This window comes from Aliarcobacter skirrowii CCUG 10374, from assembly GCF_003544835.1.
GTDB lineage: Bacteria > Campylobacterota > Campylobacteria > Campylobacterales > Arcobacteraceae > Aliarcobacter > Aliarcobacter skirrowii.
On sequence record NZ_CP032099.1, the window covers coordinates 1,248,201 to 1,264,309 of the forward strand.

Annotated in this window: 18 protein-coding genes; 17 read left to right on the top strand and 1 reads right to left on the bottom strand. The window is 28.4% G+C overall.

Annotated elements, in window-relative coordinates:
* The first annotated feature begins 1 nt into the window (after position 1).
* Genes ASKIR_RS06535 through ASKIR_RS06610 form a run of 17 tightly spaced genes read left to right on the top strand, consistent with a single transcriptional unit; the run spans position 2 to position 15,089 of the window.
* On the top strand, positions 2-427 hold the full coding sequence (locus ASKIR_RS06535) for a hypothetical protein (protein WP_115588273.1): 426 nt from the start codon (positions 2-4) through the stop codon (positions 425-427).
* Positions 427-1,524: a hypothetical protein gene (locus ASKIR_RS06540; protein WP_115588272.1), complete on the top strand. Its 1,098-nt coding sequence runs from the start codon at positions 427-429 to the stop codon at positions 1,522-1,524. The genes ASKIR_RS06535 and ASKIR_RS06540 overlap by 1 nt, the downstream gene beginning before the upstream one ends.
* A 27-nt stretch (positions 1,525-1,551) precedes the next feature.
* Positions 1,552-1,806, top strand: a complete 255-nt coding sequence (locus tag ASKIR_RS06545) for a helix-turn-helix domain-containing protein (protein WP_109065738.1) — start codon at positions 1,552-1,554, stop codon at positions 1,804-1,806.
* Positions 1,803-2,144, top strand: a complete 342-nt coding sequence (ssb, locus tag ASKIR_RS06550; protein WP_164966588.1) for a single-stranded DNA-binding protein — start codon at positions 1,803-1,805, stop codon at positions 2,142-2,144. Before ASKIR_RS06545 ends, ssb begins: the two co-directional genes overlap by 4 nt.
* Positions 2,137-2,412, top strand: coding sequence for a TrbC/VirB2 family protein (locus ASKIR_RS06555; RefSeq protein ID WP_164966866.1), 276 nt, complete (start codon positions 2,137-2,139; stop codon positions 2,410-2,412). The genes ssb and ASKIR_RS06555 overlap by 8 nt, the downstream gene beginning before the upstream one ends.
* A gap of 1 nt (position 2,413) precedes the next feature.
* Positions 2,414-2,686 (top strand): hypothetical protein, encoded by a 273-nt coding sequence (locus tag ASKIR_RS06560; protein ID WP_115588270.1) that lies wholly within the window; start codon positions 2,414-2,416, stop codon positions 2,684-2,686.
* Positions 2,676-4,997, top strand: a complete 2,322-nt coding sequence (locus ASKIR_RS06565; RefSeq protein WP_115588269.1) for a VirB4 family type IV secretion/conjugal transfer ATPase — start codon at positions 2,676-2,678, stop codon at positions 4,995-4,997. The genes ASKIR_RS06560 and ASKIR_RS06565 overlap by 11 nt, the downstream gene beginning before the upstream one ends.
* Positions 4,994-5,875 carry a hypothetical protein gene (locus ASKIR_RS06570; RefSeq protein WP_115588268.1) on the top strand — a complete coding sequence of 294 codons (882 nt, stop codon included), beginning with the start codon at positions 4,994-4,996 and terminating at the stop codon, positions 5,873-5,875. The genes ASKIR_RS06565 and ASKIR_RS06570 overlap by 4 nt, the downstream gene beginning before the upstream one ends.
* 1 nt (position 5,876) lies before the next feature.
* Positions 5,877-6,911: a TrbL/VirB6 family protein gene (locus ASKIR_RS06575; protein ID WP_164966867.1), complete on the top strand. Its 1,035-nt coding sequence runs from the start codon at positions 5,877-5,879 to the stop codon at positions 6,909-6,911.
* Between the two features lie 2 nt (positions 6,912-6,913).
* Complete coding sequence (locus ASKIR_RS06580; RefSeq protein WP_115588266.1) at positions 6,914-7,261, top strand: hypothetical protein; 348 nt, start codon at positions 6,914-6,916, stop codon at positions 7,259-7,261.
* A 9-nt stretch (positions 7,262-7,270) separates the two neighbouring features.
* On the top strand, positions 7,271-7,429 hold the full coding sequence (locus ASKIR_RS10280; RefSeq protein ID WP_164966868.1) for a hypothetical protein: 159 nt from the start codon (positions 7,271-7,273) through the stop codon (positions 7,427-7,429).
* Positions 7,419-8,060 carry a VirB8 family type IV secretion system protein gene (locus ASKIR_RS06585; protein ID WP_066351715.1) on the top strand — a complete coding sequence of 214 codons (642 nt, stop codon included), beginning with the start codon at positions 7,419-7,421 and terminating at the stop codon, positions 8,058-8,060. Before ASKIR_RS10280 ends, ASKIR_RS06585 begins: the two co-directional genes overlap by 11 nt.
* Positions 8,061-8,063: 3 nt before the next feature.
* Positions 8,064-8,918: a TrbG/VirB9 family P-type conjugative transfer protein gene (locus tag ASKIR_RS06590; protein WP_115588265.1), complete on the top strand. Its 855-nt coding sequence runs from the start codon at positions 8,064-8,066 to the stop codon at positions 8,916-8,918.
* A gap of 1 nt (position 8,919) precedes the next feature.
* Complete coding sequence (locus tag ASKIR_RS06595; protein ID WP_115588264.1) at positions 8,920-9,996, top strand: TrbI/VirB10 family protein; 1,077 nt, start codon at positions 8,920-8,922, stop codon at positions 9,994-9,996.
* Positions 9,993-12,569: a hypothetical protein gene (locus tag ASKIR_RS06600; RefSeq protein WP_115588263.1), complete on the top strand. Its 2,577-nt coding sequence runs from the start codon at positions 9,993-9,995 to the stop codon at positions 12,567-12,569. Before ASKIR_RS06595 ends, ASKIR_RS06600 begins: the two co-directional genes overlap by 4 nt.
* A complete protein-coding gene (locus tag ASKIR_RS06605; RefSeq protein WP_115588262.1) occupies positions 12,569-13,462 on the top strand; it encodes an ATPase, T2SS/T4P/T4SS family in 894 nt (297 codons plus the stop codon). The genes ASKIR_RS06600 and ASKIR_RS06605 overlap by 1 nt, the downstream gene beginning before the upstream one ends.
* 1 nt (position 13,463) lies before the next feature.
* Positions 13,464-15,089: a type IV secretory system conjugative DNA transfer family protein gene (locus ASKIR_RS06610; RefSeq protein ID WP_115588261.1), complete on the top strand. Its 1,626-nt coding sequence runs from the start codon at positions 13,464-13,466 to the stop codon at positions 15,087-15,089.
* Between the two features lie 297 nt (positions 15,090-15,386).
* Here the strand turns inward: ASKIR_RS06610 and ASKIR_RS06615 are convergent, their stop codons facing one another.
* Positions 15,387-15,959, bottom strand: coding sequence for a hypothetical protein (locus ASKIR_RS06615; RefSeq protein WP_115588260.1), 573 nt, complete (start codon positions 15,957-15,959; stop codon positions 15,387-15,389).
* Between the last annotated feature and the right edge of the window lie 150 nt (positions 15,960-16,109).

The window sequence follows — 16,109 nt, forward strand, 5'->3', positions numbered from 1 at the left end:
AATGAAACTTTTTGAGAAATATACTGTAAATGGTGATTTTACAAATTATAGTTTAAAAAGTATGCTAAAAGATTTAAATGTTGAGCAAAGTTTAATTAATCAAATCATTATAAGATACTCAACAAGCAACCTAACTAAAGAGTTTATAGAACAACTAAAAAAGCTAAAAGAAGATGAAAATCCTATTAACTTAATTTTACAGTTTTTTCTGATGGCTGATAAGATGAAACCCATCACTTGCGATAAAAAAACTCTCTCAAAACTTACAGGTCTAACTGAAAGAATGATAGATGAGAAAAGAAGAGCTAGACAAATTCCTTTTATACAACTATCTGGTGGTTCTGAAACTGGAAGAAAAATTATAGTTTATGATCCAGAAGAAGTATCAAACTATTTATTTAGAGAAAAAGTAAGAGTTATTGCATAATGAGTCTAAAAATAGTTAAGCCAAAAACACGCCCAGTTCAAATAGAACCTTGGTTTTTTAGATATTTAACAAATAATGAAATCAAAGTTGTTTCGGCTATTTTAACTTATGCAGATATGAGAGATAGAAGTAAAAACTCTTTTCCATCAAATCGAACAATTGCATTTTATTGTGGTTATGATTTGATTGAAAAGGGTAAAACACTTGAAAAATATGAAGCTTTGGAAACAGAAGAAGAGAAAAAGAAATTCAAAGAAAAACTTCTTAAATATGCAATAAATACAGTTAAAGCTACTAAAAGAGCTTTAATAGAAAAAGGTATTTTAAGAACTATTACAACTGGTAAAGCTGGAAAACAAACTACAGATCATATTTTAGATTTAGAGTGGAAAAAAGAGCAATACCTTAAAGAGCATGATGAGTTCTTTAATGAAAAAGAGTTACAAACTGAAGAAGAGCAAAATGATTTAGCACTAAATCAACTAGAAGAGTTAGTGCGACTTCAAAAAGAAGGAAATATAAGCAAAGAGAGTCTTGCAAAAAGATTACAACAACTTTCTAGCATGATAAATGCTGAAAATATAAATGAAGAGATACCAGGTGAAGATGTCGAAAAAGTTGCAAATCATATTATGAATAGCGACAAAGTTCAATCTCAAATTTTCAATGGGAAAATAGCAAATAAAGAGAGCTACCAAAAATCAATTATAAATCTTATGAAAAAAGGTGAATTTGTAGGTGCTAAAGAACATTATGAAGCTCTTAAAAATAAAGAAAAAGAAGAGATAGAAGCTCAACTTCACTTTAGTATTGAAGAGCAAGAAAAAACAATTCCATACAAAAAACAGATACTTACATTTAGAGAGCTTGAGAAAAAAGATGATTTATTCTTTAGCACATATATTTCAGAACATGGACAAATCTATAATTTCTTAGTTACAGATAAACAAATCAAATATTACTTACCAATCAAACAATATACAAAAGCTTCTAAAGAGTGGTTAGAAGAGTATCAAAGTAGAGCTTTAGCATTTATGGAAAAACACAAAATCAAAGATAAAGGAGAAGTTATGAATGTACCAGTCTCCACCTCATAATAAATAAACTAAAACAAGGAGGAAGTATTGCCAATACAAGAAGATATAAATTATTACATAGAAGAAATTAACAAGCTAGGCTTTGGAGATAAACTAAATCTTAGTGTTGCAGAAACTTCTAAAATTTTAGGAATAAGCAGAAGTCATTTACACTCTCTTATTCAAAAAAATATAGGTTTAGATTATTTAGAGTTAGGAAATAAAATTTTATTTCCTAAAAGATCAATTGCAGAATTTTTTGTCAATAAAAAGACTAAATCAAATATAAGGAGAAAAAATTGAACAAAATTATTTTAATAGGAAATCTTACAAGAGATTTAGAGTTGAAATACTCAAAAGATGGTTTGGCAATTGCCAATAGTTCATTAGCTATAAATGAATTTAGAGGAACTGAAAAAGAAAAAACCATTTTTATAGATATTTCATTTTTTGGAAAAACAGCAGAAAATGCAAACAGATACTTACATAAAGGTAGCCGTATTGCAATTGTTGGAAAATTGGATTTTCAATCTTGGGTTGCTCAAGATGGTACTAATAAAAACAAACATTCAATTATTGTTGAAGATGTTACATATTTAGACAAAAAAGAGTCTATAGATGAAGGAGAAAACAATGAATAAATATTTTTTTATTTTTGCATTTTTATTTTTATATATAGCACCAGATTTATATGCGAATAGTGCTTTGTTTAGTTCAGTTAACTCAAAAGCAACTGAACTTCAAAATGGATTAAATACACTTGGAATTGTAATTATTACTATAGTTGTAATGATAGCTTCTATTGGTGCTATTATGGGAACATTTAGCAAATTTACTGCACTAAAAATTATTGCTGGTGGAATAGTTTTTGGAGCAGCTCCAGCTTTGGCGAATTGGCTATTGTCTTAAAATGAAACATGTACTTTATCCAACAGTGGTAAAGCCACAAAGTGTTGGTGGGATTCCTAGAATTGCCCTACTAGTTTTAATTATAGGAGTTACTCCACTGCTTCCTTTGATGGGGATTTTATTTAATCCTCTTTTTGGAATTTTAATAACTATTTTGTTTTTAGGAATTTTTTGGATTGTGATGAAGATTATCTCTATTCAAGATCCAGATTATATATTAATACTAATTTCAAAATTAAAACATTTGAAAGAGAGTCAAAAATATGTTGCTTAAATGGTGGAAACCCTTACCAAAAGAACAAAAAATCGAAGATATGTTACAAATTGTTGGTGTGTTACCAAACGGTGACAAAGACACACTTATATTAAAAAGTGGTCATTTGGCTGTTGTTTATGAGATTTTAGGAAAAGATTATACAGGTCTTGATGATAATCAAATTATTCAACTACATAGTATTAGAAATGAAGCTTTTAAACATCTTCCTAGTAATGTAATTGCAACAATTCATAGTAAAAGAATTAGAGAAACAATTGAAGATAGCTATGCTTTTAGCGATGTAAAAGTTGCTAAAGAGATAAATGAAAAATGGAATAAAAAATTTCAACATTCATTTAAAAATAGACATTATCTTGTACTTACAACTACAAATTCAAGCATGATAAATGAACTTGCTCTTTTACATAGCAACAAAGAAGACAAAGGCTTTAGAGCAAAATCTATACTAGAAGAGACTAGTAGAGATATAAAAAATAGATTAAGAGAATATAGGGCTATTAGATTACAAGGTGATTCTTTAATATCATTCATATCAAGTTATTTAAATGGAAAAGAAGTTCATCAAAAATATTCTGATATTTTTGGAAATTTACTTGGTGGTTGTGATTTAGTTTTTGATAGAGAAAAAAATTATCACTCTTTTGATGGAAATAAACGGATATTTTCAGCTTGGATTGGAATTAAATCTTACGAAGACAATACAACTCAAAAAATGATTGATGAGCTTATGAAATTTCAATTTGAATTTTCATTATATTGTCAGTTTCAAAACTTAACAAGTGAAAAAGCTCTTTTTATTTTAGATGATAAACATAGAACTGCACAAAGCTGGTTAAGATATAGTGAAGATAATGAAATTGAATTTAATGAAATTATTCAAAGAATTCAAAATAAAGAAGTATCTTTAGCTTTTACTGGTTTTGCAATACAAGTTAAAGCTAAAAGTTTAATAGAATTAGAAGCGAATATTGAAGAGATATCAACTCTTGTTGACTTTTATGGTTTTAGAACAATAAGAGAAAAAACAAATATAGAGCCTCTATTTTGGAGTTTGACTGCTGGATTAGAGCATTTAATGGTTAGAAAAAGATATTTAACAAGTGAAAATATTTCTGATTTGGCAAATTTTTCTACAGTTGGAGAAGGACTGGAGAGATGTTCTTGGGGTAACAATTATGTTACTCAATTTCTTACAAGTTCAAATACAATCTACAGATTTTGTTTTCATAATTCAGAAAATGATAAAGCCTTAGGTCATACACTTATTTTTGGAGCATCAAATAGTGGTAAAACTACTTTGATTAATTTCTTAATGTCTCAAGCTTTAAGATTTGAAAAATTAAGAATAATCTCTTTTGATAGACTTCAAGGTCAAAAAATCTTCACTCTTACGCATGGTGGAACATATACAACTTTTTCAGATGATAATGGATTTTTAAATCCTTTCTCTCTTCCAGGTACAAGAGAGAATAAAACATTTTTAAGTAGTTTAATCTCTGATATGGCTGAACTTGAAGAGAACAATCACAATATAGATACTGCAATAGATTTAATCTACTCTAGACTTACTAAAGAGAGTGAAAGGAATTTAGACTCTGGAATAACTGCTTTTGCTCCAATGAGTGATAAAGAAGTTGCTTTGGATAAATTATTACTTCCATTTACAAAAAAAGGAAAATGGGGAAATTATCTAAATGCAAAAAAAGATAGTTTGGATTTTGAAGCAAGTAGAATTACTACTTTTGATATGGATACTTTAATTTCTGAACCAAAGCTATTAGGAATAATTCTAAACTATATTTTCTATAGAATAAAACTACTAGCTCTACCAAAAGATGGCGAAGAACCAAAACCTCATCTTATATTTGCAGATGAGCTACCTAACCTACTAGAGAGCGATATCTTTGCAAAAAGAGTAAAGGAAACTGTACTAGAGCATAGAAAACTTGATGGAGTTTTTATTGGAGCTTCTCAAACACCACAAGCACTTACAAATCATAGTATTGGAAAATCTATTTTAGGAAGTTTTGCAAACTTTATCTTTTATCCAGATCCTTTGGCTGATAGAGATACATTATCAAAAGATTTTCAACTTAATGATAATGAAATAAATTGGATTAAAAATTCTGGAGAAAATAGAAAAATACTTTTTAAACGAAACGGTGGTGAGAGTGTTATTTTAAATGTTGATTTAATTACTTTAGAGGAGCATCTTAAATGCTTTAACTCTTCTAATACTGAAAAAATTAGATTAGAAAATTTAATTAAAAGTAATCCAAATAATTGGATAAAGGAGTTTTTAAAATGAGAGCAAAAAAATTTACTACGGTTATAATTATTAGCTTTTATCTAATTCCAAATCTTTTTGGTGCAGCACAAGTTGTGACAGATCCTATCTCTTATACACACTACATCGATCAAATAAAAGAATTTCAAAAACAAGTTGAGCTTATGACAAAACAAGTTGAAACTCTAGGTGGGATTAAAACAGCTACTGATGATGTAAAAAGACAGATATACACAGTTAAAGAGCAATTTACAGATGCTTTTATGGGACTTATGAACGCTGGTCAAAAACTTGGTGAAGCTGGTGGTAAAGTTGGTGAAACTTTTAAACAAATTGGTTCATATAAAAAAGACTCTATTACTACAAATTCTGGCGATGGAGGTTTCTTTTATGAAGATATGGCAAAAATGATTGATGGATTTTTTGAAACAACTGGAACAATGGATGTTGCTAAATTTTTTCATTTAAATGATGAACAACTTAGAAAAAGTTTAAAAAACGACACTCAACAAATGGCCCACTACAAAATAGTAGCTGGATATGAATTTTTAGAGGAGAGCTTATCTCATACAAATAAAGTAGTAAATGACATTATGAAAACTGTTTTTAATGACAGTGAACCATCTATGATAGAGATGCAAAAAGTTACAAATATGCTTCTATATAACATGATTATAATGCAACAACAATCTATAGCTCTTCAAAATGATTTAGCCTTTGCTATGTCACTAGAAAAATATCATGGAGTTAATCATAAAGATTTCCAAAAAAGAATTAATGCTTTAAATGATGAAGATGAAACAAGAAAAGAGAAATATCTAGAAGATCAAAAAACTAAAATTGATAATGTCAACAAAATTTCAAATGAATATGACATACATTACTTGTTTGGGTATTAAGATGTTTCAGCAATTTTATGGACAAATAGTAACAACTTTAAATGCTTTTATGGATGATAAATATCAAGCCTTTATAGAAGCATTTAAACCATTAGCTGTAGTTATTTTAACTATATATATAATCATTGTTTCGTGGATACTTCTAACTGGAAGAAGTGAAAAAGGAAAAGAGCTGTTTATTACAGTTCTTCTTGCAACTTTTATAATTGGAATTGTTTTTAGTTATGGAGTTTATAAAAGTTGGATAATGGACACTATTTTAAATCAAACATTTAAACTACAAGGCTTTTTTTTAACTATGGATGGTAGTTTACCATCTCAAGTTTTTAATAGTATGGATAAAACTTTTGAATTACTTTTTGGAAAACTTGAAAAACTTGAAGAAGAAGCTGGTTTTTTTAGTGCTAGAGGATGGGCTTTAGCTACATGCACTATAGGATTAAAATTAACATATGGAATTTTGTATCTAGTTTTTGCGGTTCTTATAATATTCTCTACATTTGCAATATATGTATTTTTTGTAATTGGTGGAATTCCATTATTTTTTGCAATCATGCCACAAACTAGATTTATTTTTTGGGCATGGCTAAGAGCTATTATGAACTATACTCTAATACCAATCTTTACAGCTATTGTTATGGCTATAAGCTTAAAATTTTTAAGTGCAGTAGTTAATGATTTAATTGCTATGGATATAGAAAAAAATGGTGTTTGGAATATTGCTGTTGCAAATGCTTACTTTATTGGAGCATTAGCTATCTTTTTTCATTTGAAAGCACCTGAATTTGCAGCAGCTTTAACTGGTGGACAACCTTCTGGAATTGGTGGTTTTTTTACAACTGTTGCTGGAATTGGTGCTAGTACTTATGCTGTAAGTAAATTTGGAGTTTCTAAAGGATGGGCAACAGCAAAAGGAGCATATAACACACCTAAAGCAATATCTTCTACATACAATGAAGTTAAAAATGTAGGTGCAAAAGCTGCTGAAACTGCAATCAATGTAAAAAACGCATTTTCTAAATCAAGAGGAGTTTAAATATGCTTAATGAAAATCCTATTAAATCTCATACAATAAAAATACCTCTTAAATACAAACAAAATGCTAAAAAAATTAATCAAATTGCTCATAAAGCATATATTGAAGCAAAACTTACTAAGGAGATATTAAATGAGTTAGATAAAGATAGTGAAAACAGTCATATGAAAATATCTTTAAGCTACATAACAAAAGAGTATTTCAAGGATATTCAAAAAGATATTCAAAATTTAACTCTAAGAGAATTTGTTATCTGCTCTTTTTATATAGCTGAAAAACTAAATTGGAATTTTATCTGTGAAGATGAGAGTTTTTTTACAGATCAATTAAAAATGTTTAATAAAAAATAAGGAGAAAAAATGAGAAAAATTATGTTTTATATATTACTTGCTTTAGTGGTAAATGGTTGTGTTGGAAAAGATAGCAATGGTCTTTTAAAAAGTCCTTGTAGAGAAGCTCCTATACAAAAAAACAATCATTCATTAGATACTGAGAAAGAAGATTACTATGGCGGATAAAGAAATTGAACTTATAAGTCCTGTTGCATATAAAGCAGCAATGGTTAATAATGTTCTTCTACAGCGAGTAATAGTTGCCTTATTAGGTATTGTATTAATTTTAGGAATAGTGATTATTTCACTATTTCCATTAAAAGATACAAAAGTAAAGGTTGTTGAATTTGTAGATGGAACTTCTAATTTCGTAAGAGTCATAGAACCAAACCAAAATATTCAATCAGATAGTTTATTGATTAATTACTTTGTTAAAAAATATGTTGTTGATAGAGAAACATGGAATAAAGTAGATGAACAAATTCGATATGAATATATAAAGTCTGTATCAAATGAAAAAACTTGGAATGATATGATTGCAATTTTTACTCATTCAAAATCACCTTATGCAAAAAATGATTTTAAAAGAGCTATAAAAATTTTAAGAGTTAGTGAACTAAGTCATAATATACGACAAGTTGAATTTGAAACAAATGATACATATGGGGCTGGTACAACTTCTCAAAAACAGTCAAAAGGTTATTGGGTTGCAACTCTAAAAATGAGTTTTAAAACTAGAGATGTAAATTACGAAGATAAAGATTTTAATCCACTTGGATTAATAGTTGAAGAATATTCTATAGCACAAAGGAAGTAAAAAATGAAAAAAATTTTAATGATTGCACTATTACTTATACAATCTGCATATGCATTTAGAGATGAAACATCATTAAGTGATAACAATACAAATCAAGATATGTTTCCATCATCTTTAAATAGTGTTCAAAAAGCTTTTAACACATCAAATATGCACGAAAATGTAGCTGTTTATAAATATGAAGATGAGAATACTTATAAAGTTCGACTTAGAACAGCAGTTGAAACAATGTTTGTTTTACCACCTGGTGAAAAAATAATTAGCTACTCTTTAGGAGATAGTTTAGTTTTTAAATATAAACCAATTATTGTAAAAAACTATCAAACTGAAAATTTATTTACAGTTCGACCTCAAACAGCTGGAGCTGATACAAATTTAATTGTTGTTGGTGCTAGTGGAAAAATTTATAAGTTCTACCTAAGAGCTGACAATCACGATAGTCCATTTTTACCAATATTTACAATCTATATAAGCAAAGATGGGAAAATACCATCTCCTAAACCACTTAAAACTGATTTTGAAAGTTTAGAAATATCTAGTGAAAATAAAAAAGAGTTATCTCATTTTTTAAGTAATAAAGTAGAAATGCAAAATGCAAATTTTGGATATATCTCATTAAATGGAAGTGATGATATAAAGCCTGATACAGTTTTTGATGATGGTAAATTCACATATTTCTATTTTAAATCACAAAATGGAAAAATTAAAAATCTACCAGTTGTATATAGAGTAGTTGATGATTATGATACTCCAGTTAATTCTAGAATAGAAGGAGATTTTATAATTGCTGAAACATTATCTAAAAGATGGACTTTAAGAAGTGGAACAGCTCATCACTGTATAAAAAGAGAAGATTAAAATGAAATCTAAAATTAGAAATTTCAATAAAAACTCTTTAGATAAAAAGAAATTAATCTTAATTGCAATAGTTGTTTTAGCTTCTATTGCAATAATTGCATTTATAATCAAATTAGCTTTTTTTAATAAAGTAATAGAAGATGATTTAAATGTTTATAGTGAAATAGATCCATCTTTTTTTAGTCAAATAGAAGAGCCTCCACCTCCTCCTAAAGTTGAAAAACCTAAGCCAGTTAAAAAGGTGGTGAAAAAAGCTCCACCTCCTCCACCACCTCCTCCAAGAGATGTATTTGTTCAAAATCAAATTATCTCTAATCCAAACAAAGAACTAATTGATAAAATCAATAAGCAAAGGTTTAAAAGTGGTAAAACTATGGCTTTAACACAAAATGAAAAAGGTTATGGATTTACACGAATGGAAGGTCACTATAAAATTGATACAGATAAAGCTAGTGAGAGTGTATATCTAAATAGAGTTATTACAGCTGATAGAATGATACCAGCTCTTTTAATAAATGAACTTGTTTCTGATATTGAAGGTAAATTAACAGCACAAATTGAAGATGATATTTACGGATTCCATGGTAGAGATATTTTAATTCCAAAAGGTTCAAAAGCAGTTGGGAGATATTTACCTCTTCAAAGAATAGGAGATGAGAGATTAATAGCTACATGGGATAGAATAATTACTCCTGAAGGAGTAAATATTAATTTAAAAGATTCACAATTGGCTGATACAATGGGAAGAAGTGGTGGTTATGGAGAGATTGATAGAAGGCTTTCAGAAAGATATGGTCTATCAATTTTACTATCAACTATTAATGCAGCTGTTGGGTATGCAATTAGTAAACAATCAAGTGATCCAAATCAAGCTTACACTGCAACTACTTATACAAATGGTATTGCTGAAGTTTCTGGACAAATTTTAAAGGAGCAATTAAATGTAAAACCTAGAATAACAATGAGAGCTGGAACTAGAATTTTTATAAATCCAGTTCATGACATATATTTTCCTATGAATTCAAGTGGTACGGTCTTGCCAAGTCCATATTACAACGAAAAAGGAGATAGAAAATGAAAAAAATTATTGTACTAATTTTTTTAGTTTTTGTTTTTGCAAATGCAAACAATAATATTATACAACTTAGATTAATTGATAGTGTTTCTATTAATAAATCAAAAGTTGCTAGAGCTAATTTTGCTTCTTTAGGAAATAATGCTAGTTCTGAATTTAGAAGAGCAATTTTTCAAGGAAATATTAACTATGAAAAACTAAGTAATGGTGAAACTAGAACAACTATAGTATGGTCAACTGTAAGAGATGGTCAAAAAAGTGCAAATGTACCTCCATTTTTAACAAAAGTATCATCAAGAGCAACTTCTATTGCTGGAGGTACTGTTGTAAAAGCTGTTGGAAACACTGAAGAGCTTACAAATGCAATTAGAAATATGGATAATGATAGCTCTTTTAGTGATACAGTTAAAGATTTAACAAGTGGTAATGAAGAAAACTTAGCTGATGGTGGTTTTGGTAATAATTCTGCTAATAGCTCTGAATCAAATGACTCTAGCTCTAGTGGAAACTCATCTAGTGGATGGGGTGGTGGAAGCTCTGGAGGTGGTTCAAGTGGTGGAAGCGGTAGCTCTGGAAGTGGTTCAAGTGGAGGAGGTAATACAACTCCACCTGTAGTTATTCCAGATAGTGGAAACAATGGTGGTTCTAATAGTGGGGGTGGTTCAAGTGGTGGTTCTAATAATGATAGTTCAACAAGATATAGTAAATGTCCACCAATAATAGAAAATGGAATATATACAGTTACTGAATATATTGATGGTTCTTGTGTACCTACAAATATGTCAAGTAGCATATATACAACTGCTCAAGGTTGCCCTCAAGAATTAGATTTTGATAAAAATATTGCAAGAATAAGTACTAGAACTTATGCTATGCCTATGGGAGTAGAAATTTTAGTTACTCCTTGTCAAAAAACTGATAAAACTGCCAATTTGGTTGAAACTCATAATGGTTGCGAATGGAAAGCAAATCTTGATAATGAAACAGCAAACTTACAGAAAAGATATTTTTTTCACTACAACAGTGAACCTGTATATGTAACACAGTGTGTAAACAGTAATAAAACTGCTCCTATAGAGCAATTTAAAGGTGATTTAGGTTGCCAACCTATTATTGACTGGACTGGTGGAACTTATCAAGAAACTGCTAGTGAAAATGGACTTTGTCGTCCTTTCAAAGATATGCAAAAAATCTATTATGATGAAGAGCAATGTCAACCTTTTGTTGATTTTGAAAAAGGTTATGTAACTATTGCAACAATACCTTATGTAAATCAAGAAACTGGTAGAAAATATATTGGAGCTTGTCAAAAAACAAATAAAACAGAAAGTATCAAATGGACAAATGAAACTTGTTCTAATGTTATTGATAGAAAAAGAAAAATTGGTATAGAGCAACATAGAGCATTTTACACTCAAAACGGTCAAAAAAAATGGTTAAATGAGTGTGGAAATAGTGAAAATACTTTTGAGCTACTTTTATTTAAAGAATATGATCAAGCTTGTAAAAATAAAATTGATTATGTAAATAAAGAAGTATATGAAAACTATAGAACCCTAACTAGGCTAGATGATAAAGTGATTGAAGTTGAAGGATGTAAATATGAAGATGAAAGACAAGAGCTAAAATCTACTTATGAAGGGTGTAAAAAAAGACACGATTTTCAAAATAAAAAATCTTATGAACAAGAAAGATTTTATTTTATGAAAGATGGAGATAGACAATATGTAAGTGAATGTAGAGATAGTAATATTGTTTATAATCACTACAACACAAGAGCAACTTGTGATATAGTTAATTCTGTTGGAAAAGTAATTGTTTTTGAGAGAAATGCAATCAATTTATATGATGACACTATTGAATATATTAGCGAATGCCGTCCAATTAGTGATGAAATTAAAGTTGAGCAAGAGTTTGTAGGTTATGAACACGATTTTAATCACGGACAATCTTATAGACTTGTAAGAGATTATTATATAGACCCAGTTACTCACGATAGAAAATATCTAACAAACGCCGTAAGAGATAATAAAAATTTTCCACACATTAAAGAAGCTGGAAATTGGGAACACAATGATGAATTAAAACATTCAGTTAGAAAATTAAGAATATCATTTATTGATACGGTTTTAAATAAAAAAATTTATCCAAATGGAGAAGACTTTTTTTATAGCGAACCTGTTGCTTATTCTGTACTTTTCGTTGGAGAAAAAATTGGAAGTAAATTTTCTGCAACAAGTCCTAATGTAACATTGTCTAATGGTACATACTATTACAATGGAAATGCCATTGACAGAAGTTTAAAACAAGCTATTTCACATATACATCAAACTAGCAATAGAAGTGGCTGTGGTTATGAATGGGGTGGTGATGATAGCAGCCATTATCTTATACCTACTGGAATGGGTGCTTATGGGTTAGGTTGTTATAACGCGGGTTGGAATGGTTCAGGTTATACTTCATCTTATGGTTACCAAACTAATTTAGAAACTATTACAAATATTTCTGAATATTTAAGAATTGATGGTACAAAACTAACAATTACAAACTCAACAAGATATAGAGCAGTGCCGTGATGAAAACTCATATTTTAATGCAAAGAACTCTAGAACCACTAGAAAAATATTTAAATACAAAAGGGCTTGTTGAAGTAATCATCAACAAGCCAGGAGAAATAATATTAGAAACAAAAAATGGATTTAAATATATTCAAGACAACTCTTTAACTCTTGAATATTTAGAAGGTTTCGCTCAACAATTAGCAACAACTGTAAACCAAAAATTTGGTGAATATCATCCCATATTATCTTGTACTTTGCCTATATACAACTATAGAACTCAAATTATGGGTAAAAGTGTTGTAGATACAAATTTTGCTATGGCTATAAGATGTGCTAGTGCAAATATATATGCTCTTGAAACTTGGTTTGATGAAAAAGAGATAAGTATTTTAAAAAATGCAATATTAACTAAAAAAAATATCTTAATTGCTGGAGGAACTTCTAGTGGTAAAACTACTTTTTTAAACTCTATATTATCATTAGTACCACATGAAGAAAGAATTTTAACTATTGAAGATGCTAAAGAGCTTGAACTTCCACAACCAAATGTAACAAGGTTATTAAAAAGTAAAATGGGAACAGATATAGCAAAAACAACTTATGCTCATCTAATAAATAGTGCAGTTAGATTAAGACCTGATAGAATTATTTTAGGTGAGTTAGATATTGACAACACTTTACCTTTTCTAAGAGTTTTAAATACTGGACATGGAGGAAGTATGGCTACACTTCATGCAGATAGTGTAGATAAATCAATTGAAGCACTAATTATGAATATTTCATTAGCTGGAGCTGGAGGAAATGAAAGAGCTATAGAGAAATATATCTTAAATGCTCTTGATATTATTGTTCATCTAAAAAGAATAGATAGAGTTACATATAAAGCAACTTTAAAGGAGTTAAACTAATATGAAAATATTATTATCAATCATAGCAATAATGTTTTTGATGATTGCCATATTATTTTTTGGATTATATCATCAATTTGGAAGTATAAACAATATTCCAAATTTTGAAACAATACTATATCTTTTAAAATCACAACATCCAAAATATCCAGATTCTATTATGATATTAACTGTATATATTATTGCAACTATATTTTTACCTATACTATTTATTGTTAGTTTATTTAAATATAAACATAATAATGAATATGGATATGCAAGATATGCAACTTTTGATGATATAAAAAAATTCAAATTAAATTCAAAAAGCGGGATAATATTGGGTCAAAGAGGAACTAGACTTTTAAGAAGTCAAGAGCCTCTAAGTACACTTTGTGTTGCTCCTCCAGGAACTGGAAAATCTGCTGGTTTTACTATTCCAAATGCTTTAGCTTATGAGCAATCACTATTTGTTCTTGATATAAAAGGTGAGATTAGTGAAAAAACAGCTGCTTATAGAAGTAACTTTTCAAAAATAATTATTTTTGATCCAGCAAATAAAGAAAATAAAACTGGTTTTAATCCATTTGATAAGAGCATTATAAAAAACTTTGATCAAAATGAAATAAATCAACATGTTCTTCAAATTGCTGAATTGATTTTTCAAAATAGCAAAGTTTCAAATTCAGATATGAGCCATTGGTATTTAGAATCTAAAAATCTTTTTGTTTTCATAGCTATTTATTTGATATTTATTTCACAAAAAAGCAATACTTTAATCTCTATTCCAGGAATAAGAAGCTTTGCTCTTTCTAGTCAAAATCTCAAAGAACATATTTTTGAAATTTTGGAAGAAAATCAAGATTTACCACAACTTGCAAGAGAATTAGGAAATGCTTTAATTCAAAAAGCAGAAAAAGAGTTTTCTGGTCTTTTTTCAACTTTTCAAACAAAACTACTTGTTTTCCAAGATGATTATGTTGCTAAATCTTTCTCTTTTAATTCATTTACTCCAGAACAATTTAGAGAAGAAAATATATCTTTTTATTTTAAAATTAAAGAAATAGATGCTGAAAGATTAGCACCTTTAGTAAGATTAACTTTAGATTTTTTTGTAAAAACATTACTAAAAAAAGAGAAGAAAAAAGATGATTTAAACATATTATTTTTACTAGATGAATTTCCAAGATTTGGAAGTATCCCAATATTATTAAAACTTCCAGCTATTGGAAGAAGTTATGGTTTACTAGCTATGTTTTTCTTTCAATCAAATGGACAAATAGCTGAAATATATCAAAGGCATGGAATGGAAGAACTAGATGCTACAACAGCTTATAAAATCATTTTAACACAAAATGAAGCTCAAACTGCAAAATCATTTTCTGATAGCATAGGAAACACAACTAGATTAATTAAAAAAGGTACAAGTAAAAGTAAAAATAATGATTTCTTTAGTTCTAATAGTGGTTCAAGCTCATCAAATGAAAATTTAGAAGGAGTTCCTCTTATAAGAACTGATGAACTATTATCTTTACCATTTGGTGAAATAATAGTATTAGTGCAAGGTTTTAGAAATATACCTATAAAAGCTAAAACACCATTTTGGTTTAAAAATCCACAAATGCTTGAAGCTGTAGAAAAGATATAATAATAAAAAATATTGACAACTATTTTTAATTCTTGTATAATTTCACCGTTAAGAGAATGTAAAAATAACTTAAGTGGGCTGATAATCCACGAAGTCGTGTAAAGGTAGAGCTTTTTAGCTTTACCTTTTTTTTTGCGGGTAGTGTAGCAATTTAAAGGGTGGGAGCGACTTTAAAAGGGGTTACCTTGCATTCTCTTATAGTGGTAATAGTTTTAATATGTATAGTATTTATTACTAGAGCATATTAATAAAAAGGATAGGACTTATCACCCTATCCTGTTACCACTACTTATAAAATCAATTTTTCCTCTTTTTTAGTAGCTTATCTAAAGTTTTAATAATCTCATTATTTTGTTTTATAAGATATTTTACTTCTGGAATTAAATTCTCTCTATTTGACAAATCTCTTTCTATCCATTTGCTTGGGTGTTCTCCACTATTATAAGCTTTAAGAGTTTGATTTATATTTGAAGTTAAATTTGCAACTGCTTGTCTAGTTCTTGCTGTATCTAATCTTATTTTACTTAGCTCATCAATTTCAATTTTATAATCTTCAGATAAACTAGATTTTAATCTTTCTCTTGCAAAAGAAGATAAATTTTCATAGCCCTCTTCCAAAGCTTTCTTTGTAAATAATATTTTATCTTCCAAGCTAATTCTAACTTCAATTTTACTGTTTCTAATTTCATTTGGATTTGATTTAATTTGTACGTTATTTAATTGGCTTCTATAATTTTCTGAAAAATCTTTTTTCATTCTAGCTCTGAAAAATTCTGAGAATGTTTTATAGCCCTCTTTTTTTGCAATTTTATATAACTCTTCTTTTTCTTCTAAATCTTCCAATCTTATTTTAATTACAACTTCTTTCATTTTATGCCTTTTTCTTTATTTTAACATATCATTTTTAAAAAAGGATACAAAGTAAGACAATAAACAGTATCCTGCCTCTCTTATTTTCTTTCTTTTTTTTACAAATTGACAAATTTGGAAAAAAAACGGCTCTTTTTGTGGTTGCTGTAT

Coding starts and splice junctions, on each gene's coding strand:
- ASKIR_RS10280 (WP_164966868.1), top strand. CDS start 7,271: ATGAGAAAAATTATGTTTTATATATTACTTGCTTTAGTGGTAAATGGT.
- ASKIR_RS06595 (WP_115588264.1), top strand. CDS start 8,920: ATGAAATCTAAAATTAGAAATTTCAATAAAAACTCTTTAGATAAAAAG.
- ASKIR_RS06615 (WP_115588260.1), bottom strand. CDS start 15,959: ATGAAAGAAGTTGTAATTAAAATAAGATTGGAAGATTTAGAAGAAAAA.
- ASKIR_RS06580 (WP_115588266.1), top strand. CDS start 6,914: ATGCTTAATGAAAATCCTATTAAATCTCATACAATAAAAATACCTCTT.
- ASKIR_RS06590 (WP_115588265.1), top strand. CDS start 8,064: ATGAAAAAAATTTTAATGATTGCACTATTACTTATACAATCTGCATAT.
- ASKIR_RS06575 (WP_164966867.1), top strand. CDS start 5,877: ATGTTTCAGCAATTTTATGGACAAATAGTAACAACTTTAAATGCTTTT.
- ASKIR_RS06565 (WP_115588269.1), top strand. CDS start 2,676: ATGTTGCTTAAATGGTGGAAACCCTTACCAAAAGAACAAAAAATCGAA.
- ASKIR_RS06535 (WP_115588273.1), top strand. CDS start 2: ATGAAACTTTTTGAGAAATATACTGTAAATGGTGATTTTACAAATTAT.
- ASKIR_RS06600 (WP_115588263.1), top strand. CDS start 9,993: ATGAAAAAAATTATTGTACTAATTTTTTTAGTTTTTGTTTTTGCAAAT.
- ASKIR_RS06555 (WP_164966866.1), top strand. CDS start 2,137: ATGAATAAATATTTTTTTATTTTTGCATTTTTATTTTTATATATAGCA.
- ASKIR_RS06540 (WP_115588272.1), top strand. CDS start 427: ATGAGTCTAAAAATAGTTAAGCCAAAAACACGCCCAGTTCAAATAGAA.
- ASKIR_RS06610 (WP_115588261.1), top strand. CDS start 13,464: ATGAAAATATTATTATCAATCATAGCAATAATGTTTTTGATGATTGCC.
- ASKIR_RS06605 (WP_115588262.1), top strand. CDS start 12,569: ATGAAAACTCATATTTTAATGCAAAGAACTCTAGAACCACTAGAAAAA.
- ASKIR_RS06585 (WP_066351715.1), top strand. CDS start 7,419: ATGGCGGATAAAGAAATTGAACTTATAAGTCCTGTTGCATATAAAGCA.
- ASKIR_RS06570 (WP_115588268.1), top strand. CDS start 4,994: ATGAGAGCAAAAAAATTTACTACGGTTATAATTATTAGCTTTTATCTA.
- ASKIR_RS06560 (WP_115588270.1), top strand. CDS start 2,414: ATGAAACATGTACTTTATCCAACAGTGGTAAAGCCACAAAGTGTTGGT.